The following is a 23,766-nucleotide window of genomic DNA, read 5'->3' on the forward strand; positions in this document are numbered from 1 at the left end:
CCCCATGCCACCCCAGAGCTGGCGCTCCCGGAGCGCCAGCTCCTCCGCACCCGCGGCGCCCCGCGCGACGTAGGCATGGCCATACAGCGCGCGCCACCAGAATCGCAGATGCCCGCGCACGGTGGGGACGCGGATGATGTCCACGGAAGGAAGCTCAGGGCTCCGCGCCACCGGCCCGCCTCCCAGGATGGGCGTGACGGTCTTCAGCGCCAACGTGAAGGACTCCAACCTCGGCGCCGAGGCGGAGCGCCGGCGCAAGTGGCTGGCTTCTGTTGAAGGAGGTTCAGGCAGGTCCAACGAGGACATGGCGCTCCCTTGTCAGGGGTTGGAGCAACAACGTGAGCGAGGTGGGTGAGGACACACGGTGAGCACCAGGCCCACCGTGCCGTTCCAGGCGCGCGGCTACCGTGCGCCCGTCCTCCGAATGGAGAGCAACTCCGGGTGCCTCTCGAAGAGGCGCTCGAAGAGCAGCCGCACGCGGTCCTGGAGCGCCTCGCGGGAAGACGCCTCCCAATCACGAAGCGACTGGAGCAGGTCCTCCACCCAGGCGCGCGCGTTGTCCATGCGCACCAGCCGGTGCCGGAAGTAGAGCGCCAGCATCACCTCCTCGCGCGAGTCCTCCAGCGACAACCGGACCCGCTGCTGGAAGTAGCTCTCGTGCGGATCGCGGAAGGCCGGTAGGCCCACCAGCTCCACCGTCACCCGCTCCAATTCCTCCCGCACCTCAACCTCCGGCGAGCGCGACGCGAGCACCGAGAACCGGCCGGCGTGGAAGAGCCAGATGAGGTAGCGGCGCAGCCTCCGCTCGGCGAGCTCCCGCACGGGGCGCTCGGGCTCGAAGACGCGCAGAATCTCCAGCGAGTTCCAGACGATGGACTCGAGCGTCCTCACCTGCCCCACGTCCTTCACGGTGCCGCCCTGCTTGGCCTTGCGCCACGCCAGCGCCACCTCGACGCCCACCGCATCCGCGTCATAGTCGGCGGCCTCCAGCACGAAGCCAGCCCGGCCGATGCCCCGGTAGTTGTAGGACGTCAGCCCGCCCTGGCGGACGTGGAAGGCCTCGTGGATGAGGAACAGCCGCAGGCACTCCTTCCAGTCCTCTTGCGACTGGAGCCGCTCACGCAGCGCCAAGAGTCCCAGCAGCAGCTCCCAGTCGAGCTTCCACTTCCCCGCCCCATGGCGGAAGAGCGGTGTGCGCTCGTAGGCCGGCTCGTCCTCGATTTCACTGCGCAGGTAGGCCTGTCCGTCGATGTGCTCGACGAAGGGCTGCTGCTCGGGCTCCTTGAGCCAGGTGACCAGCTCCTTGTGGACCCGCTGAACCTCCCGGAGCACCCGCGTGGCGTTGAGCTTGTCATCCGCAGTGGGAATCCGTTGCGCCACCGCGCGGCGAGCCCGGATGACATGGACCCTGTCATAGAGCTGCCGGTCCGCGTTGAAGTGGAGGAGCGTCAAGGGATGCTGCGTGGTCGGATTGACGGCCGTCCCCAACGCCGCCGCGAAGCTGATGGGCGCGTCGATGGCCAGGACCACGGATTCGGCGCCATCCAGCAGCTCATGCAGCTTGTCGAGCACCTCCCGGAACTGCGCCGCCGCGCGCGCCACCTGCCCCGGATTCTGGACCGCCGTGGGGGACGGCCCCGCCACGGGACGGAGGCAGACGGTCGTCAGGATGGACGCCTCCGGCAGCCACGCCGACACCTTTGAACGGACGTTGTCCCGAATGGCGCGCGTCACCTCGACGACCAGCAGGACATGGCCCCGCCCACCCTGACGACCGGGGGGGAGCCCCTCCACCTGGAAGAAGTCGTCCGTCGCGGGCGCGGTCATCCGGTCATACCCCAGCGACCAGGAGCCATCCTGCGCCTGCTGGTAGACGCAGACGGGCCGGCGCGGCAGCCGCGAAGCCAGCTCGAGCATCAGCGCCAGGGGCGCGCAGCCGAAGATGTGAACGGGGAGGTGGTCCAGTTGCAGCTCCGCCTCCCGCTTGAGGAGCGCCGCCGCGAAGCGCTCGTGTTCGCTGAAGGCCTCGCTCCACTCCTGCCCTGGGAGACTCCGGGCGGCCCGGGCCGGGTCGTGCGGGTGCAGGACGACCGAGGCCACGTCACGGTCTCCCTCCTGGCCGTACCGAATCAGGGTGTCCCGCGCCGTGGCCTCGATGACGGGCCGGTCCTGCTCGTAACGCACGATGAGCGCGCGCGTCCTCGGGGTGATGGGGATGTCCTCGCTCCGCATGTCCTCTCCTGGAAGGGGCTTCACAAGAGAGGACGCGAAAATGCGCTGGAGCCCATCGCGGCGCCGTTCACTTTCCGGGCACCCACCGCGCCATGACGCGCGGCGCCCGGGCATCAGCGGTACCGGTACGTCTCGCCAAAAAGCTCCCGGAGCCGCTGGTGGGCCTGCTCCGGGCGCGTGTCGCGCTCGCTCAGCGCGAGCCGCACCGTCCTGGCCGCGCCCTGGAGCAGGTTCCGCGCCGCCATCCGCTGCCCTCCGGTCATCCGCTCGTCCACGGCCTTGTCGAACCCGGCGGGGTCACGGACCGGCTGCTCCACACGGTTCGCCAGGAAGGCGAAGAGCGTCTCGAGCCCCTCCAGGTAGCCCACGGGCGCCCGGGAGAATGCCTCGTAGCCCATCACCTCCAGATGGAAGGACCCCAGGAGCCGGAGGTCATGCTCGCGCTTCCAGTGCTTCACGGCCTTGATGAGCGGCTTGAGCTTCTTGCCCGCCCGCTCGTTCGCCGCGGTGCTCAGCTCCTTGTGGATTCGCGGGTTGGTGCGAATCCACTGCCCCGAGTTCCGCTCGGGGATGAGGAAGTGGTCCTGGGAGGGGTGCTGGTAGGCGGGGACCACATCGAACTCGATGCCGGTCCCGGTGAACCCCAGGTGCACCGAGTGCTGCTGGAGGATGGCGAGTTCCTTGTTCGGCCAGGCAGCGTGCAGCGCCTGACGCACCCGCTTGAGCGCCGCATCGGGCGTCTCCGGCGATGTGGACGATGCCCGCCCCACCACCGTGAAGATGTCGATGTCATGCAGCGGCCGGATGGCGGTGCTCCGGCTGTAGGAGCCCGACAGGAAGGACGTCTCACAGCCAGCGAGCCTCCGGCTCAACTCCTCGCGAACCAGCGTGTGTTGCCTGCTGACCTCGCTCCGCTGCCCCTCCGTCAGCTCCAGTGAGCTGATGAACCGCTCCAATGCCTCACCTACGCTCCACATGGTCGCGCCTCCTGTTCCGTCTTCCCCAGAGGACGCTCCCGACGCGGAAAAGGCATCGCGGCCGAAGTGATTTCCGGGTGGGCGCGGCGCGCTCAGACCGGACCAGCGGTCAGCGCGAGCACCTCCGTCAGGGGAGGACGCCGCCCGGCCTCCTTGTCGAGCATCCGCGCGACCATCGCGACGGTGGCCCCAGGCGCGGTGGCCTCCAGCCGATGAATGGGTGGAGGGTCCAGCATGTGCCGGAACATCAGCTCGTGCTCGGCCTCGCCAGGGAATGGGAGCGCACCCGCCAGCATCTGGAACCAGAGGACACCCAGGGCATAGACGTCCACTTCGGGCCCCACCCGTTTGGGGCTCGTCCACTGCTCTGGCGCCATGTAATGCCTGCTCCCCAGCAGAGCCTCCTCCGCCGTCGACAGCGGCAGGCCGGGGTCGATGTCAGCAGCGTCACCGACCCGCTTGGCGAGCCCGAGGTCCGAAAGCCGGACGTCCAGCGCGCCGGGGCTGTCACAGGCGAGGAGCACGTTCGCCGGCTTCAGGTCCCGGTGAATCCATCCTTCGGCGTGAAGCAGGGACAGCGCCTCCGCGAGCTGATGGACGACCCGCGCGCAGTCAGGGACCTCGAAGCGGCCTCCTGCTTCGGCGAGCCCCTGCTCCAGGTCTCGCGGCAGCCACTCCAGGACCAGGAACGGGTGCCGCTCATCGATGAGGCCGAAGGCCAGCGCGCGCACCAGGTGGGCATGTCTCAAGGCAAGGAGTGACTTCGCCTCCTGGAGGAAGCGCGCCACCATCTCCGCGTGAACGCCCCACCGGACCGCGAGCACCTTGATGGCGACCAGCCCTCCCCGGACGTCGCGGCCTTCGTAGACGTCGCTCGCCGCCCCCACCGCGACCCGGCGTTCGATGCGGTACTCCCCCGCTTGAGTCCCTGGAGGCAACATGGCTGGCGTGCTCCGCTCAAGGGCTGGCGGCGGGCTTGTACGCACGCAGCCGCGTCACGAAGTCCAGGACCTCGCGCAGTTGGTCGGCGCAGGACGGGTACTCCGCGATGAAGACCTCCAGGTCCAGCGGCGCTCCCGCGTCCCGTCGGCGGAAATACGCCTCCAGCGCGGCGCTCACTTCGGACTCATCCTGGAGGGGGCCCCCGTCTTCCCGCATCTGCCGCCGCAACGTGCTCATGCCCCGCTGAAGCAGCGACGACACGGCGGCATGCGACTTCGTCATCCGCTGCGCGGCTTCCTCGACGGTGAGCTCAAGCAACCAGCAGAGCCTGAAAGCCTCGCGCTGCTCCAGCGGTAGGTGCCCGAACATCGACAGCAGCCTCCGCCATTCTTCTCGACGGGCGGTGAACTGGCTGGGCGTCCGCTCCTCGGAGGCAATGGCCTCGACCTCCTCTCCGTCGGAGGCCCTCCCGCCGGGGACGTGCTGCGCATCCCGCGCCTCCGCGCGGAGGACGTCCTGTGACTGCGTGAAGACGACTCTCTTGAGCCAGGCGAACCATTCGCCCTCTGTCTGGCCACGAAAGGACGACAGCTTCTCGAAGGCACGCAAGGCGGACAGTTGGAAGATGTCCGATGGGCGCGTGGCCCCCTGGAGCCCCAACGCGGGGCTCTTGGCCGCGTGCCGCTCCAACGCCCTCCAACTCCTCCGGAACAACGCATCCATCGCCGCGTGCTCGCCGGCCCGCGCCCGCTGGAGCAGGTCCTCGAACGACGCCTCATCATCAGTGGAAAGCGGAATCATCACGTCCCCCTCGCTACGGATTCGTACCTTCACAAGTGAGGGCCTGGAAGCGCACGTCCTCCGGGTCCTGCGCCAGGAATCGCCTCACCAGGGTACACCGCCCCTCACGGGATTCCGCACGCGGGGCGTCCAGGCCCAGGGCGGCGGACACGTCCTCGCGCCCCTGAAGCGCGCTGGCGGCCATGAGGGCATAGCGCTTGTTGGGGGGCTCTCCATCCAGCAACGCCTGTCCCAGCCGCTGCGCCTCCACGTAGCGAGCCTCGGCCTCCCGGAGGCGCCCCGCCGCCGCGAGGAGGTGCCCCTCCGCGACCAGGGCCCTCCCCACCGGCCAGAGGAAGAACGCCTCACCGCCCCGGGCCGCGCGCGCGTTCCGCGAAAGCCGTGACGCGCGAGCCACCACCGCCTCGGCCTCCCCCAGCGCGCCTTCCTTGACGGCCAGCTCACCGCGCTGCGACAGGACCACCGAGAGCAACGCCTCGTTATAGGGGTCGCTGTTCTGGGCGTGCAGCGAAATGGCGCGGTCCAGGAGCGCCGCGGCCTCGCGGACGCGCCCCTCCGCCCAGCGGAGCTCCGCGAGCTCGGACAGGCTCACCGCGAGGCTGCGCCGGATGTCGATGGCCTCATCCCCGACCTGGGGCTGAGCCTCCATGTGTCGCAACGAGGCCAGCAGGTGCGCATCCGCCCGCGCCCACTGCCCACGCGCCATGGCGACCTTGCCCAGCTTGGAGTCATTGAGCGCGAGCTGCCATTGCAGGTCGTCATCGGCGAGCCCCTCCACCATCATGCGGCGAGCCTCGGAGAACCGCCGCTCCGCAGCGGCGAGAGAGCCGGAGTAGTAGGCGGCGTCCCCCATCCGGTGCGCGACGCGGACGCTCGCAAGCCGGACTGGACGTTGGGCCCGCTCGTCCATCGACAACGCCGTCAAGGACTCGTCCAACTTCGTGAGCATGGCCCGACGGATGTTCAGCGTGTGCGCGAGCCGGCTCAGGTCCCAATCCGCATCCGCGGAGATGCGGTCGGCCACCTTGACGAGGTGCTGGAGGTTCTCCTGCGCGTGTCGCCGCTCCTGCTCTGCCCTGACCGCGTAGAAGAGGATGGCCAGGCTCGCGAGCGCCGCCAGCCCCATGAGAAGCCACCGGGCACGGATGCGGCGGCGTGAGAGCCGCTCCGCCGCCCGGAGGAAGTCCTTCGCGCGAGGACTGAGGGCGGGGGCGTCCCAACGGCCCCGCGAGTCGAACCCGCGCCGGTAGTGCTCCAGCAACGTCCCGGTGGGGAGCCCCTCCAGCGGCCTGTGCGCCTGCTCCCACGCATTCGCGACGCCCTCCAGGTCCGACTGCCGCTCCAACAGGACGCGCTCCCGCTCCAGCCAGGACACGAGCGACGGCACCCGGTGCAACAAGGTCTCATGCACCAACTCCACGCGCTGGAGGGACGGGTCGCGCTCTCCGGAGAGCACGACGAGCCGGAGCCCGGACGGCTCCGCCGGGGACTGGCCCAAGGGGATTCCGGACAACCGGTGCAGCACCTGCTCAGCCAAGGCGTCGTCGCCCGCCGCCGCGAGGACGTCCTTCCGGGAACGGGGCCGCCGGGTATCCGCCGTGCCACGCCCCACCTGCACCAGCTCCAGGAGGAGCCACTTCGCGCGCTGCTTGCCCTCCTCCCCCAGCCGCTCCAGCAGCGCCTCCGCGTCGAGGGCCAACGCCCCACCGACGCCCCCCAGCCGCTCGTAGTGCTCGTGCGTCAGCGGCGCGCCACCGCTGAGCATCCACATGCGTTGCAAGGTATGTCCCAGCAGCGGGAGTCGCCCGCCCTCGCTCCGGACATCCTGCACCATCCGCTCGGCGAGCCCCTCGCTGAGCCGCAGCCTCGCGCGGCCCGCCATCCCCTGGACGACCTGCGAGAGGGCCTCGTCCCCCATGGGCAGCAACGGAAAGCGCGCCGCGGCGTGGAGGTGGTGCGGGAGCGAAGGCATCTGCTCGAGCCGGTGGATGAAGTCGCTGCGCAGGCTCGTGAAGAGCCGCAGCGGCGTCTCGGGCGCGGCCAGCGCGGCCGAGAGCAAGGCATCCACTGCCACCAGTTCGGCGCTGCCCAACGTGAACAACTCCTCCATCGGCTCCAGGACCAGGAGGAGGCGGAACTCGCTGGGTGTATGCTCCGTGACGAAATCGTGGAGCGCGACTGGCCCGCGCCGAAGGGAGGCCTCGAGGGCGTCGCGACGCTCGGTGACACCAACGGCCGCATACGCGGCGACGAGCGCCTCCGCGAGGTGACGCAGCGGCGTGTCAGAAGGCCGCATGGTGGCGATGAGCCACCGCGGCCACTCCTCGGAGGGCAGCGCCTTCACCCCCGGCAGCAGCGCGGCCTGGATGAGCGAGGACTTCCCGACCCCGCTCGGCCCCTCCAGTTGCACCCAGCGCCGGGTGCCCAGACGCGCCTCCTCCAGGCGCTCCAGCAGCCCGCGCGCCTCCACCTGCCGGCCGAAGAAGAGCTCCGCGTGCGCCTCCGTGAAGGGCGCAAGGCCAGGAACCGGGCACTCGTCCGCGTCCAGCGCCCAGGCGCGCTCGAACACGGCGCGGCAACGCGTCATGTCGGGGCGCGCCGCGGGTTGTTTCTCCAGCATGTCCGCGATGAACGAAGCAAGCGCGGTGGGCACGGCCGGCGCGAACTGCTTCAAGGGAGGCGGCGGCTCACGCTGATGCGCGGAAATGACCAGCACCGGCTCCTTCGCGTCGAACGGGGGGCGACCCGCGAGCAACTCGAAGAGGACCACTCCCAATGCATAGACATCCGCGGCCCCATCCACCTTCGCGGCGCTCAGGAGCTGCTCCGGGGCCATGTAACGAAACGTCCCGATGAGCGTGGCCTCGTGCGTGTGGACCTGCGTGGCCAGCAGGTCCGCCTGTCCCTCCGGGACCTTGGCGATGCCGAAGTCCAGGAGCTTCACACGATGGTCAGCGGCCAGCGAGGGGTCCGGACACAGGAAGATGTTTTCTGGCTTCAAGTCCCGGTGGACGATGCCCTGGGCATGAACGTCCACCATGGTGGCGGCGATCTGCGCGCAGATGGCCAGGGCGGATGACAAGGGAATGCGCGCTTGGGCTTGCATCCATTGCCGGAGCGACTGGCCCTCCAGATACTCCATGGCCAGATAGGCCGTGTCGTCGACCTGGTCGCAATCGAGGATGCGAACGACCCCCGCGTGCTTGAGCAGGGCCAGCGCTCGTGCCTCTTGAAGAAAGCGTGCGACGCGCTGTGGCTCCTTCGCCGCGGAAGAGGACAGCACCTTCAAGGCCACCCGGCTGCCTATGCGCTCGTGGTCAGCCGCGAAGACCTGCCCCATGCCACCACTGCCGAGCAGGTGCCGCAAGCGATAGGGCCCAATCTGGGTTGGAGTGGACTGAGTCAAGACTGCGAGAGCCTGCGCCGCATGGGCATTTCCAGTCCAGTCCTTGACACCTCTGGATTCACGCTCAATTCGGAAACAAAGCCAGGGTCTTCCGCGCCCCGCCTGTACTTACGAAGGGAGCCATGTCAGCCCCTACCTTCTTTAGGGTTGCCACACTACGCGCGGCCACCGCCCTGCTTCCCCTCTCTGTCCTGGAATCACGCGCGGGGCCCGAACGAATCGCCTGGGCCGAGTCCCGGATCCGTCACGCACTGAGCCTTTCGACGGAGGAACGCCTAGACTTGCTCGTGGTACTCGGCACGCTGGCATCCCGCCGGTTCGGGCAGGACAGGCTCAGTCAGCACTTGAGGAACATCATGATTGATTCACCGTTCTGGGAAGAGCAGCGCGCAAAAGAGAGAGCCCGCGCGTGGAGCCAGGTGCTGCGGGCCTTCGTGGAAGCCCGTGGCCTTCCCCACCCTGCCGACGTCAGTGAGCGCCTGGAGCAACTGGACGCGTCCTCCCTGGAAGCCCTCGTCACCCAGGCCGTGACCGACCCAGACACCGCGGCCACCAAGCTGCGCGCCGTCCTCACCGCGCCGAAGCACTGACCGAGCGCCCCTACTCCTTCACTGCCCCCGCAGTAAGCCCGGACACAATCCGCCGCTGGAACAACACCGTCAGCGCCACCAGGGGCAGCGTGGCCACCACGGAGGCCGCGGCAATCTCCCCCCAGGGCTCACGGTACTCGCTGGCGAACAGGCTGATGGCCACGGGCACGGTGCGCTTCTCCGGCGTGGAGAGGAACGTCAGCGCATACAGGAACTCATTCCACGCGAAGATGAAGACAAGAATCGCCGTCGTCGCCAGCCCTGGCGCGGCCAGGGGCAGCAGCACCTGCCGGAAGGCCTGGAACGGCGTGCAGCCATCCACGCGCGCCGCGCGGTAGAGCTCGTCGGGCAGCGCGCGGAAGAACGATGTCAGCACCCACAGCGTCAGCGGCAAAGCGAACGTCGCATACGGCAAGGCCAGTCCCACCAGGCTGTCTCGCAGCCCCACCGTGCGCAGAATCAGATACAGCGGACTCACCGTGGCAATCGGCGGGAACATGCTCACCGCCAGCGCCGCGCTCAGCAGCAACCCCTTGCCACGAAACTCCAGCTTCGCCAGGGCGAACGCCGCCGCCGCCCCCACCGTGAGACAGAAGCCCGTGGTCAGCGCCGCCACCACCAGCGAGTTCAACACCACGCGCAGGAAGGGCCGGCCCCACAGGACGCTCGCGTAGTTCTCCAGCGTCAGGTGCGAGGGCCACGGCCGGGTCAGCTCGCCATCCGGCCACAGGCTCGTCAGCACCTGCCAGCAGAAGGGCCCCAGGAAGAAGGTCAGGAACGCCACCACCGCCAGCGCGGTGCCCAGCCCCGGCCGCTTCATCGCGCCGCCTCCTCACGCCCCAAGAGCCGCAGCCACACCGCCGCCAGCAACACCACACACAGGAACGTCGCCACCGACAGCGTGCTCCCGTACCCGAAGTCCCCCGAACGCATCAGCGTCTTGTACGCGTAGATGCTCAGCGTCTCCGTCGTGTTCGCCGGCCCTCCCTCCGTCAGCACGTAGATGGCGTCGAACACCCGGAACGCATCTAACGAACGAAACAACAACGCCAACAGCAGCGCCGGCTTGAGCAACGGCAGCGTTATCGAGACAAAGGTCCGCCACGACGAGGCCCCGTCCACCCGCGCCGCCTTGTACAGGTCCTCGGAGATGCCCTGCAGGCCCGCGAGCACCAACAGCGCCACGAAGGGCGTCGTCTTCCACACGTCCACCAGGATGGCCGCGTGCAATGCATACCCGGGTGCCCCCAACCAGTTGATGTCCTGCCCGGGCAACAGCCGGTTGATGACGCCGTACTCGGGGTTGAACATCCACGCCCACAGCCGAGCGCTCACCACGGTGGGAATCGCCCACGGCACCAGCACCGACGCGCGCAGCAGCCCCCTTCCAGGGAACGCCTTCTGAAGCAGCAACGCCAGCGGCACCGCCAGCAACAGCTCCACCGTCACCGCCACGGCCGTGAAGTACGCCGTGTTTCCCAGCGCCGCCCAGAAGCGCGAGTCCCCCAGCAGGTACGCGTAGTTCTCCAGCCCCGTGAAGCGCCGCTCGCCAAAGACGAGGATGAAGCGATGCAGGCTCAGCCACACCGCGGCGAGGATGGGGTACAGCGCCACGCCCCCCAGCACCACCACCGCCGGCGCCACCAGCAGGTACGCCTGTCTCCGCTCCCGCGCCAGCGAGCCCCTTGGATTCATCGCCGCGCCTCCCCCGGAGGGGCCGCCACCGCCAACGCGCCGCACGAATCCAGGGCGCCACCACCCGCCGTCATCGTGCCAGCGCGCCGCCGCCCTCCTCCGCTGAAACGGTGCGTGCTCACGGCCCCTCCCCCGTCAGATGGTCCACCTGCCGCTGCGCGCGCTTCAGCGCGGCCTCGGGCGTGCGCAGCCCGGCCACGGCGGCGGAGAACTCGCTCTGGAGCACATCCGAAATCAGGTTGTAGTACGGCGTCACCGGCCGCGGCTTCGCGCGCTCCACCATGGGCAGCAGCCCGGCGATGAACGGCGCCGCCTCGCGCAGCCGCGCATCCTGGTACACGGCGGGCCGAGGCGGGTTGCGCGCGTAGTTCAGCGCCAGCACCCGGTTGGCCTCCGGGGACGTGAGGTGCGCAATCAGCCGCGCCGCCAGCTTCCGCCGCTCCGGCGACACATGGGCATTCACAGCCAGCTGCCACCCGCCCATCGCCCCCGAACCCGGCTCGCCGCTCACCGTCGGCAACGGGGCGATGCCCACCTTGCCGCGAATGGGCGAGTCCGGCTTCTGCGCCTCGCTCCACGCATACGGCCAGTTGCGCATGAACACCGCGCGCCCCTCCTGGAACACCCGCCGCGACTCCTCCTCCGAGAAGCCTGTCACCGTCGCGGGCGACACCCCGCGCTCCACCAGCCCTCGCAGATACGCGAGCGCCTCGCGCGCGGGCGCGTCATCCAGCAGCACCCGCCCATCCTCCGACAGCGCCCGGCCGCCGTGCCCCCACAGCGCCTCGTACACATTGCAGGACAAGCCTTCGTACTGCCGCCCCTGCCACACGTAGCCCTGGAGCCCGGGCGTCTTCGCCATCGCCTCGCGCGCGAAGCGCTCCAGCTCCGCGTAGGTGCGCGGCGCGCGCGGCACCAGGTCCGTGCGGTAGTAGAGCAGCCCCACGTCCAGGTACCAGGGCACCGCGTACGTGCGCCCCTCCACCACCACGGCCTCCACGGGGCCGGGGAAGAAGTCCTCGCGCAGTCGCTCGGGCGGGAACTCCGCGGACAAGTCGGCAATCCACCCAGCGCGCGCGAACTCGGGAACCCAGACGACGTCCGCCACCAGCACGTCGAAATCCCGCGCCCCGCCCTCCAGCGACGTGAGGAAGAACTGGTGCGCCAGGTCGGAAGCGTTGGGCAGCGCCTCCGTGACGAGCTCCACCCCCGGATTCTCCCGCTCGAAGCGCGCCAGCAGCTCACGGAACGGCTCCGGCGGCCCCCACAGCGGCTGATACTTGAAGACCAGCCGCGTGCGGCCCCCGGCCTCGCCCGCCGCGTCCTGCCGCCGGCAGCCCCAGACGCCCAGGCCCACGACAAGGCCCAGCGCGAGCACGATGGAGGAGACGCGTCTCATGCGCGGGCATGACTCCAGCCACCTCCATCCCCGTCAAGCCCGGGAATCCAGGGTCGGTCCGCGCGTCAACATCCCGGAAGTCTTGCACACTGAATGAAAACAAACCTTCCAGGCATCCATGCGCGTCCCGCAAAAACAATCACGTCCGATGAGTCATCATGAACCAAGGGAGAGCCACGATTCGCTTGGACGCTGTCTCAGCGGTATTCTCATCCAGGCAGGAACAACTGGGAGGGGGAAGCGATGAAACAGCAGCCTCGGGATTGGCAGTGCGGAGCCCACCGGGCCCACTTCGAGGAGCCGGACACCCTGGTCGCGGAGTTCAACGGCCTCATCACCCTGGAAGAGGTGAAGGAGGTGGTGACGCTCTACCAGCAGACGGCCACCGACCATGGCCAGTACTACCTCATCGCGGACATCGGCCGCTCGCAGCTCGAAGCAGCCGGCCGCAGGTACATGTCGGAGAAGGCCAGCTCCGACTGGTACCACGCCATCCTCTACGTCGGCGCCGACATCGTCATGCAGACCTTCGTCAAGGCCATTGCCCTGGCGCTGCTCTTCACCGGCAAGTCGACCTTCGAGACGGTGTTCGTGAAGACGCAGGACGAAGCACGCGCCTGGGTGGCCCAGCACCGGCTCCGGCTCAAGAGCAAGGCAGGATAGCAGGTCGGGAATTCCACGCCCAAATTGACAGGCATGTATCTCGCGCTATTCCCTGGTGAGCGCTATGCTCACCAGGGTTTCTGGAGGGAGTGACATGCAGCAACTGGAATGGACATTCGGTTCCCACTCGGTGCGCTATGAGGCGCCCGACGTCGTGCAGGCGACCTTCGTCGGCCCCATCGACCTGGATGAAATCAAGCGCGCGGTCGACGTGTACGGGGAGATTGCCCAGCAATACGGGCCCTACTACCTGATCGCCGACATCGGTCGCTCCCAGTTGGGCGCGGAGCCCCGGCGCTACCTGTCGGAGAACGGCAAGGCGGACTGGTTCAAGGGCACCGTGTACGTCGGCGCGGACGTGGTGCAGCAGACCTTCGGCAAGGTCATCGCGCTGGGCATGCTCTTCACCGGCAAGGCGCGCTTTGAGACGACCTTCGTGAAGGACCACGACGAGGCGCGCGCCTGGGTGGCGCAGCACCGCCAGAAGAACAAGAAGAAGCTGGGCTGAGCCTCCGCCCGATTCCCCCCTCATGCCCTGGAGTCCTGACCACCACCATCCGGTGGGCACGCTCCAGGTGCGCCCTCAGTCCGCCCGAATGGCGCGCTCTGAGTGAACCTCCGCACACTGTCCGGTCCTTACCGCGTTTTTACTGGAATCAAGCGCCAGCACTAGAAACCAGTGAAGATGAAAAAGTGTGCCCTTACTGGCAATAAAGCCAGAATTCGTTGTATAGGCGGATTAGGGGAGCCCCACCCTGCCCGGTCGTTCCTCGCCGGCTCCCCACACCCCTGACCCACCGCCTGTAGGGGCCTGGCCCCTCCATTGCCATTCACCCGTTGCAGACGAACCGCGTGCCGGGGGGCCGCGCTCGTCTGGCGAGCCACGCCATGCCTGTGTCCGTGCAGAAGCAGGAAGAGACCGGAGTCCCAGCCCACGCGTCCGCGGGACGTTGTCCCCACCTGGGTGCCCAGTACAACCCGTTCACGGGCCCCCACGCGGAGGACCCGCACGCCTTCTTCGAGAAGCTGCGCAAGGACGAGCCCGTCAGCTTCAGCCCCATGCTGAACATGTGGCTGGTCAGCCGCTACGAGGACATCTCCCAGGTGCTGAAGAGCCCGGCGCAGTACTCCAACCGGGACATGCTGGCGAGCGGCACCCACCTCACGGACGAGGCCAAGGCCATCCTGGACCAGGGCTTCCCCACCGCGCACGTGCTGTTGGGCATGGACCCCCCCGAGCACACCCGCCTGCGCCGCCTGATGAACCGGGGCTTCACCGCGCAGCGCATCGCCGGCATGGGCCCCTTCATCCGGGAGATGGCCACCACCCTGGTGGACCGCTTCGCCCAGGACGGTGAGGCGGACCTGGTGAAGCAGCTCGCCTGGCCGCTCCCCGTCCACGTCATCCTCGGCGTCATGGGCGTACCGCAAGAGGACGTCTGGAAGATCAAGCGCTGGAGCTCCGACTGGCAGCAGCTCGTCTTCGAGTACGTGGCCCCCGAGCTCCAGGTGGAGATGGCGAAGGGCGTCATCGAGTTCCAGCAGTACTGCATCCGCCTCATCGAGGACCGGAAGAAGAACCCGCAGGAGGACCTCACCAGCTACCTGGTGGCCGTGGAGAGCGACGGCGAGGCCCTGACGATGCACGAGCTGGTCATGGCCGTGGGCGCGTCCATGCTGTCGGCCGGCCATGAGTCCACCACCGCGCTGATGGCCAACGCCTGGAGGCTGGCCCTGCAGCATGGCCTGTGGCAGCGGCTGCGCGACAACCGCGACCTGGTGCCGAAGTTCCTCGAGGAGTCCAGCCGCTACGACTCCGTCTCCCACGCCATGATTCGCACCGCGAAGGAGGACTTGGAGCTGAGCGGGGTGAAGATTCCCCAGGGCTCACGCCTGCTGCTCCTCTTCGCCGCCGGCAGCCGGGACGAATCCCTCTGCCCCCATTCCAGCAAGCTGGACGTGGACCGGGAGAAGGTGCCGCAGCACCTCACCTACGGCCGCGGCACCCACTTCTGCCTGGGCGCGCCCCTGGCCCGGCTCCAGTTCGAAATCACGACCAACATCCTCCTGGACCGGCTGCCGGACCCGAAGCTCGTCCCCGGCCAGGACTTCGGCACCTGGCAGAGCCTGGTGCTGCGGCAGATGAAGCACCTGAAAGTGGAGTGGACCCCCACCTGAGCCCACCCACCCGGGAGTGAACGAGGGCCTGGCGACCGACACCGGTCTCCAGGCCCTTGTCATGTCCGGAGACCCGCGATTTCCAGCGCCAAGCGGATGATTTCCTACAAAGAAGGGTAGAAACCCACCCCACTTCGAGTGAATGGGCGGGACAAATCAGACCCCCATGGGGTACAGGATGACCCGAACAGCGCGCTCACTCTGGAACGCGTGCATTCCAGAAAGAATTTTCTTGCCTCACCACCCATTTCCGCGCGAAAGAGTCCAGGAACACCCTGCTTCCGAGTAAAGCAGAAGGAGCCCCCCGACATGTACGCTCAAGTGGTGGATGAGGCCGACATTCAGTACGCGCACCGAGTGGACCGCAAGGCGCTGGCGGCCATCACCCGGGAGATGTCGAAGGTGAACAATGGTCGTGCGCTGTGGGCCATGGCCGCTCAGTGGCTGGTCATCGCGGCGGCATTTGCCTTCGTTCTATTCGTGGACCGCTGGTGGGCCTGGCCGCTGGCGGCGGTGCTCATCGCCACCCGGCAGCACGCGCTGCTGGCGCTGATGCACGAGGCGGCGCACTACCACTTCCTGTCCAACCGCAAGGTGTCGGACGTGGTCAGCGATCTGCTCTGCGCCTTCCCGCTGAACATGACGACGGCGGGCTACCGGCACGAGCACATGCTGCACCACCGCTACGTGAATACGCCGAAGGACCCGTACCTCGCCGGCCAGCTGGTGGACGCCTCCTGGCACTTCCCCCGCACGCCGATGCGCGCCACGGCCGTCTTCCTGGCGGATGCGCTGGGCCTGTACGCCCCCAACCACCTGAAGGTGGTGCTGCCCTGGACGTACTGGGGCCGCCTGGTGGGCCGCGCCCAGCCCCGCATCTCCGCGGGCGAGCACCTGCGCTACTGGCTGTACGTGGCCACGCTCGTCACGGTGCTGGTGACGACGGGCGCGTGGCTGCACTGGCTGCTCTTGTGGGTGCTGCCGACGACGACGGTGATGATGGCCTTCTTCCGGATGCGCGCCCTGGGTGAGCACCCCATCGAGGAGACGACGTCCGGTGACGAGACGCGCGAGACGCGCGACATCCTGGGCACCGCGCTGGAGAACTTCTTCATCGCGCCGCTCAACGTGAATCTGCACCTCACCCACCACGCCTTCCCCTCCGTGCCCTTCTACAACCTGCCCGCCATGCACGCGCAGCTCGACAAGGCCGGCCTGCTGGAAGACGGCGTGAACCAGTTCGACACGTACCTGGGCAAGGAGAACAGCCTCATCCAGTACCTCACGCGTGAGCCGGAGGCCTCCGCTGCCGCTGCCGCCTCGGCCCAGCCGTCGCGCCTGAGCCAGCCGCTCCACTCGTAGTGGTCGCCGCGAGCCGGGCCTCGCCCCGTGCCGTCCAGGTGTAGCCGGGGGGCTCCACCAGGATGGCCGGCGAGGCCTGGGCCCGCGGTCAGAAGCGCCGCAGCGAGGACCAGGGGAAGGGCTTCCAGAAGGGCGTCACCACGTCCTCGCCCTCCAGCGGAAACCAGGGTCCGGTGTCGCCTCCCGCGGAGAGCACGTGGAAATCCTGCGCGGGCATGAAACCCTGCCCCAGCAGCGCCACCCGCTTCCCCGCCGCGTTGGCCGCCACGTCCAGCACCAGCACTGCGTGCCCGGGACTCCCGCCCAGCACGAAGAAGTCCCCGGGCCGCACGTCCTCGCGCGAGGGCCGCCCCTTGAGGGATTCCAGTGAGTGCGTGCCCGCGTAGGTGAAGACCAGGTCCAGCCACGCGCGGAAGCTGGCGCGAGAGGCATCCGGCGCCGCGCCGCGCACCCACGACACCTTCGAGCCCGATACCCGCGCCCGGTCCCCTTCCGCGTACCGAGGCCACTCCGCCAGGTGCCCGCTGGTGAAGCGGTAGGCCAGGCGCTCCCGCTTGCCGCTGGCCCAGAGCCACTCCGCATGGAGGCGGATGACGGAGTCCGCGCACTGCTGGAGGTTGGCGGTGCCCACGTCCAGCTCCGCCACCGCCGCCAGCCGCGCGTCCTCCGCCGCCAGAATCCGCCCGCCCTGGTGGCTGAGCACCGGCGTGCCGTCCGGTCGCAGCGGCAGGCCTCGCAGCCAGGCCCCGAAGGAGCCCTTCACCACCGGCACCCGCGTGTAGCCCTCCGGCGGCGCCACCGCGGCCTCCAAGGGGCGCACCACCGACTGGGCCGGCAGCCATGCGTAGCGCGTCAGCTCCTCCCGCGTCGCGGGCCGGGGCTGGTCCTCCTCCGCGGCCCACCCGGACGCAGGGAGCAGGCACAACGCCCACAAGAGCGTCCAGGCCCACGGACGAAAGCGGCCCTCGGTGGCGGGCCAGGACGGGGAGGACGAGCACGGCGAGCAGTCGAACGCGGACACGAAGCAGCCATCTCCAGGAGTCAGGGCGGCACGACAGGTGGCGCCGCGAGTTGGAGGTTTCTCACGGGCCTGGAGTTCCCTCACGCTCGCTTGAGTCCGGTCGCTCCCTGGCTGCCCCGCGTTCCCAGGGGTGGGTCTACCGCTGAACGCTCGCCGCCCCCGGAACGTGCGCGGCTGGGACCGAGCACTACCTTGAGTCTTATGCGCCGACAGGCGAGCCTCGCGCTGCTCAACACCTTGTCGCTGACCCGGCTGCCCCTGGCGGTGGCCTTCATCCTCGTCCCGGATGCCTGGGTTCGCGCGGGGCTCGTGGTGTTGGCCGCCTTCACGGACTTCCTGGATGGGTGGATTGCCCGGCACAAGGGGCTCGCCACACGGCTGGGCGCGCTCATCGACCCGGTGGCCGACCGCGCCTTCATGGTGACGGCCATCCTCGTCTGCTACCTCGACGGGCTCATCAGCGGGGTGGCGGTGCTGCTGCTGGTGCTGCGCGACGTCGGCACCACCGTGGGCTTCTTCATCGCGCGGCTGGCGCCCAGGCTGCGCTCGGTGGAACTGAAGGCGCGGATGCTGGGCAAGGCCGTCACTTCCCTGCAGTTGGTGACGCTGCTGTGCGTGCTGCTGTTTCCCCCCGCGGTGGTGCCCCTGGTCGCGCTCATCGGCGTCCTGTCCTTCGCGTCGGTGGTGGACTACTCCCACGCGGTGCTGAAGGCCCGGGAGCGGGACGCCGGACCGCGGCGGATGAAGCCGGAGTCCGGCGGCGCGACCTCCTCGGGCTCCTCCCTGCCGCCCGTGCGCAAGTAGGGTCGCGGCGTCAGGGCTGCGCCGCCGAGTCCGCGGGTTGGGCTTCGGGCAGGCCCAACACGCGGGCCCTTTCGGTGGCGATGGCGGAGCGTTCGCCCTCGCTCATCTCCATCCAGACTTCATCCATGTCGTCGAGCAGACCGTCCTCCTCGGGTGAGTCGCCTTCAGGGTGCCGGACGCGGACGAGCCGCAGCTTGTTCAGGAGTGCACGGTAACGGTCGTAAGCAGACATGGTGGAAACCTCCCCCTCGGGGACGAGCATCGGACGTGCGACTGACGAAGCGTGGATGGGCCTGGCACCTCACTTCCCAGCCGGAGTGGAGGGGAGCACGGAAATCTCCATCGTCCGCTCTTCATCCAGCAGGTTCACCACGGCCCGGACGTGCTCGCCGGGCTCGAGCTTCCGCAAGGCGATATTGCGCCCGTCCCGGAACACCCGCGTCCGAGGGTCCACGCGCAGCGTCAGCGGCGGCCCCTCCCCGACGGCGATGGCCACCTCCGTGTCGCCCACGGAGCGCACCACGCCCGTATAGACGGCATCCACCACGGCCGTCCCCGGAGGCGACGGCACATCCGAGCCCTCGGGTGGCACGTCATTGACGACGCCCGCGGCCCCCGTGCCTCCCGTGCCCGCGTCCTGCTGGTCAGCCGTGTCCCGCCGAGGGCTCACCACCCTCGCGCCTGGAGGAATGCCCGCGCCGCCCGTGCCCGTGACTTGCCCCCGAAGCTGCGTCACCTCCTGGCGGAGCTGCAACAGCTCGGCGCGCAGTTGGTCCACTTCGCGCTGGAGCGCCGCGGCGTCCGTCCCAGTCAGGGCCTGTCCCGTTGGCGCCTGTTCCGTCCGCGCGGGCGCCTGCTGTGTGCCCTGCGCCGTCGCCACGCCACCACAGAGCAGAATGGACAGCCCCGCGATGCCCAGCACCCACCAGATTGCCTTGCGCAGCATGAGGCCCTGACCTCCTTTCCGCTTCAAAGTTGGGGCCTGCCGGGTGACGGACAACCACCGGCCCGGCCGGGATGCGCAGGAGAGCCACCCACCTGGCGGGCCACCGCCTGCCCCCATGGGGACCGCCAGCGGCGCGGAAATTCTTCGAGGCCGCACTGAAACTCCCAATCGCCTCGCGTCACTCCTTGGGCGCCGGGCCTGAGCAAGCCTGGTCCGGTGGTGTCACGCGGCGGACCGCGGCGCCACGGGTGTGTCTTTTCCTGGAGAACACCATGTCCAAGTCGTCTGTCTGGGTGAGCCTGAGTGTCGGTCTGGCGTTGGGCTTCGCGGGAGGGCGCCTGGCGCGTCCCACCGAACTGGCCACGGGAACGGCCCACGCGGCCAACCTCGCGGCGAAGGCCCCCGCCCCCGGCGCGCGTCCGCGTGCGCCGATTTCGCCCACCGTCTACAAGGTGCCGGTCAATGACTCGCCAACGGCGGGAGCGGAGGACGCGCTCGTCACGTTGGTGGAGTTCTCCGACTACGAGTGCCCGTTCTGCTCACGTGCGAACGGCACGGTGAAGCAACTCCAGGAGCGCTATGGCCGCAAGCTGCGCGTGGTGATGAAGCACCACCCGCTGGCCAACCACCCGCGCGCGCGGCCGGCGGCGCTGGCGGCGCTGGCGGCGGGTGAGCAGGGCAAGTTCTGGGAGATGCATGAGGCGCTCTTCGCCAACCCGCGGGCGCTGAGCGAGGCCGACCTGGAGCGCTACGCCATGAAGGTGGGCTTGAACATCTCGCGCTGGAACCAGGACCGCGCGGACCCGCGGCTGGCGGAGCGCATCCGCCAGGACGAAGCGCTGGCGATGCAGTTGGGCGCCACTGGCACGCCGGCCTTCTACGTGAATGGCCGCTTCATCAGCGGGGCCCAGCCGCTGGAGGTCTTCACGGGTGTGGTGGACGAGGAACTGAGCAAGGCGGAGGCCCTGGTGCGGACGGGCGTGCGGCCAACGGAGGTCTACGCGCGCATCATCTCCGCAGGGAAGGACCGCCCGCCCACGGAGCAGATGATGCCCGAGGAGCCGGCCATCCAGCAGGTGGACGTGGGCACCGCGCCGACTCGGGGCCCGGCCAACGCGCCGGTGACGGTGGTGGCGTTCTCGGACTTCGAGTGCCCGTTCTGCGCCCGCGTGGTGCCGACGATGAAGGCGCTGGAGGCCGCGTACCCCGGCAAGCTGCGGGTGGCCTTCAAACACCAGCCCCTGGCGCAGCACGCGAACGCACAGGTGGCGGCGGAGGCGGCCATGGAGGCGCACGCGCAGGGCAGGTTCTGGGAGTTCCACGACGTGCTCTTCGCCAATCAGCGCAAGCTGGACCGGGCGTCTCTGGAGGACTACGCGCGGCAGGTGGGCCTGGACGTGGGCCGCTTCAACGCGGCGCTGGACTCGCGCAAGCATGACGCGCACGTGTCCGCGGACGTCGCCCAGGCCATGCGCGTGGGCGCCACGGGCACGCCCACGTTCTTCATCAACGGCCGTCCGGTGACGGGCGCCCGGCCGGTGGAGCACTTCCGCGCCATCATCGACGACGAGCTGCGGAAGGCGGCGCGGTAGTCGCGCAGCCACTCACGGCGCCGAGGCCGCGACCTCTGAATCAGGGACCGCGGCCTCCGGCTCCGGCGGCCGTCTCAACACGCCCACGTTCGTCACCTCGCGGGCGTTGACGTTGAACTCCACCGTCCCAAGAGAGGTGCGCAGCACGTGTCGGCCCGGCTTCAGCCCGGGCACGAAGATGCGGCCATCCAACAACGTGAAGTGCGAGGCACCGACCCACTCATGGTTGACGGTGATTTCCTCGCGGTAGCCCCAGGGGTGGTCGTCTCCGAAATCCATCATCCCGGCCACGGCGCCCGTCTCCTCCACGTGGATGTCGACGGACACGCGCTCCCCCTTCCCGCCTCGGACGACGGCGCTGCCCGCGCGGCCATCCGGCAGCCACGCGAAGATTCGCCCCGCGCCCACCCGGGGCGTCACCACGAACTCGGGGCCATCGAAGCGGACCTGCGCATGGTCCTCGGCCGAGTTGCCACACCCCCGCCCCCGTGGACCCGGCCTCTGCGACCCAATCCAGGCGCCCTTCACCGGCGTGCCGTCCGGGAGGAAGACGCGACCGGAGACCTCGAACTCGCCAGGGTCGCTGGAGTACAGCTGCCACACCCTCCCGCCCTCCTCGAGCGCGGAGAAGGGGAACGCGATGACCGCCGGAGCACCGGGCGCCAGCGTCACCTCCTTCCGTGCCGACACCGCCCGCCCGTTCCGGCGGCCCCACACGGAGAGGGCGTGGCGCCCCGACTCGGTGATGCCCGTGAAGGTGCCGTCCTGCTGGGGCTGGAGCTGGACATTCACGTGGACGGACTCCACCAACTCCGTCCCACGACGGCGCCCCATCACCGGCTTGACGGTGACCGGAACGAACGCGCCAAGCTGGAAGTCGAACCGCCGCACCTCGCCGGCGGCCAGCTCCGCGCCCACGGACCGGTGGAACCCCTCTCCCTCGGGGGAGAAGGGCGTCATGCTGACGGGGTAGCCCGGCGTCACGCCATCCAGCGTGTAGCGCCCCTGTGCATCCGTCGTGGCCCAGACAGGCGTCATCTCCAGCAACATCGGGTCACCGGACGCGACCAGCCGGACACCCTCCGCCGGCGTCCCGTCATGCAGGAGAACCTGTCCCTCCACGCTGGCCCCTGGCGGAAGCTTCAGCTCCACGACGAGCGAGCCCCCGGCAACCACGCCCACGTCCCGCTCACAGCGCTCGGCGTGACCGGCCCCCCGTGCACAGACGGTCATCACGCCCGCGCCAGGCGCCATGAAGGTCGCCACGCCCGACGCGTCCGTCAGCGCTGTCTCGTCGGGCAACCGCTCTCCCAGGCCGGACGCGAACAACCCTCGGAGGAGGAATACCCGAGCGCCCGCCAGCGGCGCACCGCTGCGCTGGGAGACGGCCCGGACCTGAATCGAATCCGCCGCGCCATCCATCGTCGGCGGCGGCAGGGGGAGCGGCGGCAGGGCGGGGAGCTGCGCGAACGCCGGAAAGGGCACCTCCACGAGCACCGGGTGCGCCGCCCGCTCCACGCGCCACATGCCCAGGCCTCCGAGCACCGCCGCCATGGCACTCAGGCCAATGCCCCAGCGAAACCCGTGCATCATTGAACGGCCCCCAGCTCCAGCAGTGGAACCGGGAGGCTATCACTCTCCGTCCGGGTGGCACATCCCGGCCCGGCTACTCGCTGCCGTAGCCCGCGCTCTGCACGTCGATGAGGCGGCCGTTCTCAAACGTCACCACCTGCATGAAGCGGCGCGGCCCGAAGTTGTAGGTCCACTCCTCGTACTCCCGGGTGACGGTCCGCCGCTCCGTCGTGACGCCCCCCGTGTTCCTGTCTGGCGTCACCGAGCCCGCCGAGTCCGTCACCGTGCGGAAGTTCTTCGCCGCCGGCTCCCCACACTTGGCGAGCACCTCGGTCTTGAGCGCCCCATCCGCCACCAGCGCCTGGCCACAGCGGAGCGAGGCCGCCTCCGCCGCCACCGGCACCCCGGCCATTGAAAGCACGACCGCCAATCCAAGAGCTCGCATGGGGTGTCTCCTCTCACGCTACGCGTAGGGGTTGTAGAACTTCGCGAACGTCGCCTTGGCGAAATCGCCGAAAGTCATTCCAGGCTGGAAGGCGCCCACCTTCTGCTCGGCGGGGTCCACGCCCTCCGGCGGACGCAGGTGCATGTCATTGTCCGGCTGCATGAACACCGCGAAGGTGGCGCGGGAGATGTTGCGGCTGGCCGGATGGGCCAGCGCCTGCACCGCGTGCGGCGTGGACCGCAGCAGCCCGCCGGTGACAATCTGGGAGCTTTCGCCAATCTGGAAGGCCAGGCTGTCCTTCGGGATGACGACCTTGCGCTCCTCGCCGGTCCGCGTGCGCACGTACAGGCCCGCCTCCGGGTCCGGCACCGGGATGTCCTTGCGCGCCGGCTCCGTCGCGCCCGGCTCAGCCTCGAAGTACATGGCCGGGCACAGCGCCGTGAGCGAGCCGTGGTCGCTGTGCCAGCCGCACCACGAGTCGCGCGTGCGCGGCGTCGCGTCCTCGTTGATGGCGAAGTAGTAGAGCAGCCGCGCCTTGCACGCGCGCGAATCACGAATCGTCTTCGCCAGCGCCGCGTCCGGTGCCAGGCGGCTGCCCAGCCTGGCCTGCACGTACTTGTCGCACTGCTCGGCGACCAGCACGCCCACGTCCACCATCCGCTGGCCCAGCGCCATGAAGGCGGGCCGCAGCTCCGGGAAGTCCGCATCCGGCCACACGTTGGGGTGGTAGTTCTCCGGGTGCTTCTCGATGAGCGCCGCGTCGGTGTGCGGCACGTCGTACTGCGGGTTGTTGTAGTACGAGCCCTTGAACTCGTCGAACTGGCCGGGGCGCAGCAATTCCTTCCCGTGGCTCCAGCCGAACGAGTAGCTGCTGCGCGCGTGGACGTAGCGGTCCTTCACCTCGGTGGGCAGCGCGGCGAAGCGGAAGCCCAGGGGCAGCAGGTTGTCGCGCAGCTCGGACAGCCCGGGGATGCCCCGAACGACGAGCAGGCCAATGCCGTCATGCCCGTAGGCGCGCTCGATGGCGGCGCTCAGGTCCGCGCCCGCCACGAGCTGCGCATAGTCGAGAAGAACCACTCCGTCTTTCGTTTCCGCCACGTCGCTGCTCATCCCAGGTGCCTCGTGTCTTCTCCCCACGGTG

Annotated in this window: 22 protein-coding genes; 7 read left to right on the top strand and 15 right to left on the bottom strand. The window is 69.2% G+C overall.

The features are described from left to right. The 6 genes from cmr1 to FMP39_RS29645 all read right to left on the bottom strand — a co-directional run. Nucleotides 1-258: type III-B CRISPR module RAMP protein Cmr1 (gene cmr1 / locus FMP39_RS29620; protein ID WP_228558447.1), on the bottom strand; the 258-nt coding region annotated here is incomplete at its 3' end. A 144-nt stretch (nt 259-402) separates the two neighbouring features. Continuing rightward, complete coding sequence (locus tag FMP39_RS38600; RefSeq protein ID WP_141593463.1) at nt 403-2,232, bottom strand: SAVED domain-containing protein; 1,830 nt, start codon at nt 2,230-2,232, stop codon at nt 403-405. Between the two features lie 113 nt (nt 2,233-2,345). After that, complete coding sequence (locus FMP39_RS29630) at nt 2,346-3,209, bottom strand: nucleotidyltransferase (RefSeq protein WP_141593464.1); 864 nt, start codon at nt 3,207-3,209, stop codon at nt 2,346-2,348. 92 nt (nt 3,210-3,301) lie between these two features. Then, nucleotides 3,302-4,150 (bottom strand): serine/threonine-protein kinase, encoded by an 849-nt coding sequence (locus FMP39_RS29635; RefSeq protein WP_194858611.1) that lies wholly within the window; start codon nt 4,148-4,150, stop codon nt 3,302-3,304. Nucleotides 4,151-4,166: 16 nt separating this feature from the next. Beyond that, the gene (locus FMP39_RS29640) at nt 4,167-4,952 is read right to left on the bottom strand and encodes an RNA polymerase sigma factor (RefSeq protein ID WP_141593465.1); all 786 of its coding nucleotides are present in this window, start codon (nt 4,950-4,952) and stop codon (nt 4,167-4,169) included. A gap of 13 nt (nt 4,953-4,965) precedes the next feature. Further along, the gene (locus tag FMP39_RS29645) at nt 4,966-8,319 is read right to left on the bottom strand and encodes a serine/threonine-protein kinase (protein ID WP_141593466.1); all 3,354 of its coding nucleotides are present in this window, start codon (nt 8,317-8,319) and stop codon (nt 4,966-4,968) included. A 395-nt stretch (nt 8,320-8,714) separates the two neighbouring features. Between FMP39_RS29645 and FMP39_RS38215 the strand changes: the two genes are divergently transcribed. Continuing rightward, the gene (locus FMP39_RS38215; protein ID WP_228558449.1) at nt 8,715-8,948 is read left to right on the top strand and encodes a hypothetical protein; all 234 of its coding nucleotides are present in this window, start codon (nt 8,715-8,717) and stop codon (nt 8,946-8,948) included. A 10-nt stretch (nt 8,949-8,958) separates the two neighbouring features. On the opposite strand, the gene FMP39_RS29655 is transcribed toward FMP39_RS38215, so the two are convergent. From FMP39_RS29655 to FMP39_RS29665, 3 genes are all read right to left on the bottom strand, one after another. Continuing rightward, nucleotides 8,959-9,768, bottom strand: coding sequence for a carbohydrate ABC transporter permease (locus FMP39_RS29655; RefSeq protein WP_090495615.1), 810 nt, complete (start codon nt 9,766-9,768; stop codon nt 8,959-8,961). Next, on the bottom strand, nt 9,765-10,643 hold the full coding sequence (locus tag FMP39_RS29660) for a carbohydrate ABC transporter permease (protein ID WP_141593467.1): 879 nt from the start codon (nt 10,641-10,643) through the stop codon (nt 9,765-9,767). The genes FMP39_RS29655 and FMP39_RS29660 overlap by 4 nt, the downstream gene beginning before the upstream one ends. Nucleotides 10,644-10,761: 118 nt before the next feature. Beyond that, on the bottom strand, nt 10,762-12,042 hold the full coding sequence (locus FMP39_RS29665; protein WP_141593468.1) for an ABC transporter substrate-binding protein: 1,281 nt from the start codon (nt 12,040-12,042) through the stop codon (nt 10,762-10,764). A gap of 243 nt (nt 12,043-12,285) precedes the next feature. Between FMP39_RS29665 and FMP39_RS29670 the strand changes: the two genes are divergently transcribed. From FMP39_RS29670 to FMP39_RS29685, 4 genes are all read left to right on the top strand, one after another. Next, a complete protein-coding gene (locus tag FMP39_RS29670; protein ID WP_011557215.1) occupies nt 12,286-12,705 on the top strand; it encodes an STAS/SEC14 domain-containing protein in 420 nt (139 codons plus the stop codon). A 94-nt stretch (nt 12,706-12,799) separates the two neighbouring features. After that, nucleotides 12,800-13,213, top strand: coding sequence for an STAS/SEC14 domain-containing protein (locus FMP39_RS29675; RefSeq protein WP_044277323.1), 414 nt, complete (start codon nt 12,800-12,802; stop codon nt 13,211-13,213). 380 nt (nt 13,214-13,593) lie between these two features. Next, nucleotides 13,594-14,883, top strand: coding sequence for a cytochrome P450 (locus tag FMP39_RS29680; RefSeq protein WP_141593470.1), 1,290 nt, complete (start codon nt 13,594-13,596; stop codon nt 14,881-14,883). A gap of 309 nt (nt 14,884-15,192) precedes the next feature. Next, nucleotides 15,193-16,245 (top strand): fatty acid desaturase family protein, encoded by a 1,053-nt coding sequence (locus tag FMP39_RS29685; RefSeq protein WP_141593471.1) that lies wholly within the window; start codon nt 15,193-15,195, stop codon nt 16,243-16,245. Nucleotides 16,246-16,333: 88 nt separating this feature from the next. Here the strand turns inward: FMP39_RS29685 and FMP39_RS29690 are convergent, their stop codons facing one another. After that, nucleotides 16,334-17,350 (bottom strand): DUF4846 domain-containing protein, encoded by a 1,017-nt coding sequence (locus tag FMP39_RS29690; RefSeq protein ID WP_141593472.1) that lies wholly within the window; start codon nt 17,348-17,350, stop codon nt 16,334-16,336. Between the two features lie 117 nt (nt 17,351-17,467). Here FMP39_RS29690 and FMP39_RS29695 point away from each other — a divergent pair, with 117 nt between their 5' ends. Next, on the top strand, nt 17,468-18,070 hold the full coding sequence (locus FMP39_RS29695; RefSeq protein WP_141593473.1) for a CDP-alcohol phosphatidyltransferase family protein: 603 nt from the start codon (nt 17,468-17,470) through the stop codon (nt 18,068-18,070). 10 nt (nt 18,071-18,080) lie between these two features. On the opposite strand, the gene FMP39_RS29700 is transcribed toward FMP39_RS29695, so the two are convergent. Further along, nucleotides 18,081-18,302, bottom strand: coding sequence for a hypothetical protein (locus FMP39_RS29700; protein WP_228558450.1), 222 nt, complete (start codon nt 18,300-18,302; stop codon nt 18,081-18,083). Nucleotides 18,303-18,371: 69 nt separating this feature from the next. Next, nucleotides 18,372-19,016: a hypothetical protein gene (locus tag FMP39_RS29705; RefSeq protein ID WP_141593475.1), complete on the bottom strand. Its 645-nt coding sequence runs from the start codon at nt 19,014-19,016 to the stop codon at nt 18,372-18,374. A 272-nt stretch (nt 19,017-19,288) separates the two neighbouring features. Between FMP39_RS29705 and FMP39_RS29710 the strand changes: the two genes are divergently transcribed. Then, entirely contained in the window at nt 19,289-20,608 is a 1,320-nt protein-coding gene (locus FMP39_RS29710; RefSeq protein ID WP_141593476.1) for a thioredoxin domain-containing protein, read from the top strand. A gap of 12 nt (nt 20,609-20,620) precedes the next feature. On the opposite strand, the gene FMP39_RS29715 is transcribed toward FMP39_RS29710, so the two are convergent. From FMP39_RS29715 to FMP39_RS29725, 3 genes are all read right to left on the bottom strand, one after another. Next, nucleotides 20,621-22,201, bottom strand: coding sequence for a carboxypeptidase-like regulatory domain-containing protein (locus FMP39_RS29715; RefSeq protein ID WP_141593477.1), 1,581 nt, complete (start codon nt 22,199-22,201; stop codon nt 20,621-20,623). Between the two features lie 73 nt (nt 22,202-22,274). Then, nucleotides 22,275-22,625: a DUF2845 domain-containing protein gene (locus FMP39_RS29720; RefSeq protein ID WP_141593478.1), complete on the bottom strand. Its 351-nt coding sequence runs from the start codon at nt 22,623-22,625 to the stop codon at nt 22,275-22,277. 18 nt (nt 22,626-22,643) lie between these two features. Continuing rightward, nucleotides 22,644-23,735: a 2-oxoglutarate and iron-dependent oxygenase domain-containing protein gene (locus tag FMP39_RS29725; protein ID WP_141593479.1), complete on the bottom strand. Its 1,092-nt coding sequence runs from the start codon at nt 23,733-23,735 to the stop codon at nt 22,644-22,646. Between the last annotated feature and the right edge of the window lie 31 nt (nt 23,736-23,766).

It is taken from the genome of Myxococcus sp. AB056 (genome assembly GCF_006547365.1).
GTDB classification, from domain to species: domain Bacteria; phylum Myxococcota; class Myxococcia; order Myxococcales; family Myxococcaceae; genus Myxococcus; species Myxococcus virescens.

Excerpts from the sequence above, each read along its gene's own strand:
- FMP39_RS29700 (WP_228558450.1), bottom strand. The coding sequence starts at position 18,302 with ATGTCTGCTTACGACCGTTACCGTGCACTCCTGAACAAGCTGCGGCTC.
- FMP39_RS29695 (WP_141593473.1), top strand. The coding sequence starts at position 17,468 with ATGCGCCGACAGGCGAGCCTCGCGCTGCTCAACACCTTGTCGCTGACC.
- FMP39_RS29680 (WP_141593470.1), top strand. The coding sequence starts at position 13,594 with ATGCCTGTGTCCGTGCAGAAGCAGGAAGAGACCGGAGTCCCAGCCCAC.
- FMP39_RS38215 (WP_228558449.1), top strand. The coding sequence starts at position 8,715 with ATGATTGATTCACCGTTCTGGGAAGAGCAGCGCGCAAAAGAGAGAGCC.
- FMP39_RS29655 (WP_090495615.1), bottom strand. The coding sequence starts at position 9,768 with ATGAAGCGGCCGGGGCTGGGCACCGCGCTGGCGGTGGTGGCGTTCCTG.
- FMP39_RS29720 (WP_141593478.1), bottom strand. The coding sequence starts at position 22,625 with ATGCGAGCTCTTGGATTGGCGGTCGTGCTTTCAATGGCCGGGGTGCCG.
- FMP39_RS29675 (WP_044277323.1), top strand. The coding sequence starts at position 12,800 with ATGCAGCAACTGGAATGGACATTCGGTTCCCACTCGGTGCGCTATGAG.
- FMP39_RS29640 (WP_141593465.1), bottom strand. The coding sequence starts at position 4,952 with ATGATTCCGCTTTCCACTGATGATGAGGCGTCGTTCGAGGACCTGCTC.
- FMP39_RS29685 (WP_141593471.1), top strand. The coding sequence starts at position 15,193 with ATGTACGCTCAAGTGGTGGATGAGGCCGACATTCAGTACGCGCACCGA.
- FMP39_RS29725 (WP_141593479.1), bottom strand. The coding sequence starts at position 23,735 with ATGAGCAGCGACGTGGCGGAAACGAAAGACGGAGTGGTTCTTCTCGAC.
- FMP39_RS29710 (WP_141593476.1), top strand. The coding sequence starts at position 19,289 with ATGTCCAAGTCGTCTGTCTGGGTGAGCCTGAGTGTCGGTCTGGCGTTG.
- FMP39_RS29665 (WP_141593468.1), bottom strand. The coding sequence starts at position 12,042 with ATGAGACGCGTCTCCTCCATCGTGCTCGCGCTGGGCCTTGTCGTGGGC.
- FMP39_RS29660 (WP_141593467.1), bottom strand. The coding sequence starts at position 10,643 with ATGAATCCAAGGGGCTCGCTGGCGCGGGAGCGGAGACAGGCGTACCTG.
- FMP39_RS38600 (WP_141593463.1), bottom strand. The coding sequence starts at position 2,232 with ATGCGGAGCGAGGACATCCCCATCACCCCGAGGACGCGCGCGCTCATC.
- FMP39_RS29715 (WP_141593477.1), bottom strand. The coding sequence starts at position 22,201 with ATGATGCACGGGTTTCGCTGGGGCATTGGCCTGAGTGCCATGGCGGCG.
- FMP39_RS29705 (WP_141593475.1), bottom strand. The coding sequence starts at position 19,016 with ATGCTGCGCAAGGCAATCTGGTGGGTGCTGGGCATCGCGGGGCTGTCC.
- FMP39_RS29630 (WP_141593464.1), bottom strand. The coding sequence starts at position 3,209 with ATGTGGAGCGTAGGTGAGGCATTGGAGCGGTTCATCAGCTCACTGGAG.
- FMP39_RS29635 (WP_194858611.1), bottom strand. The coding sequence starts at position 4,150 with ATGTTGCCTCCAGGGACTCAAGCGGGGGAGTACCGCATCGAACGCCGG.
- FMP39_RS29670 (WP_011557215.1), top strand. The coding sequence starts at position 12,286 with ATGAAACAGCAGCCTCGGGATTGGCAGTGCGGAGCCCACCGGGCCCAC.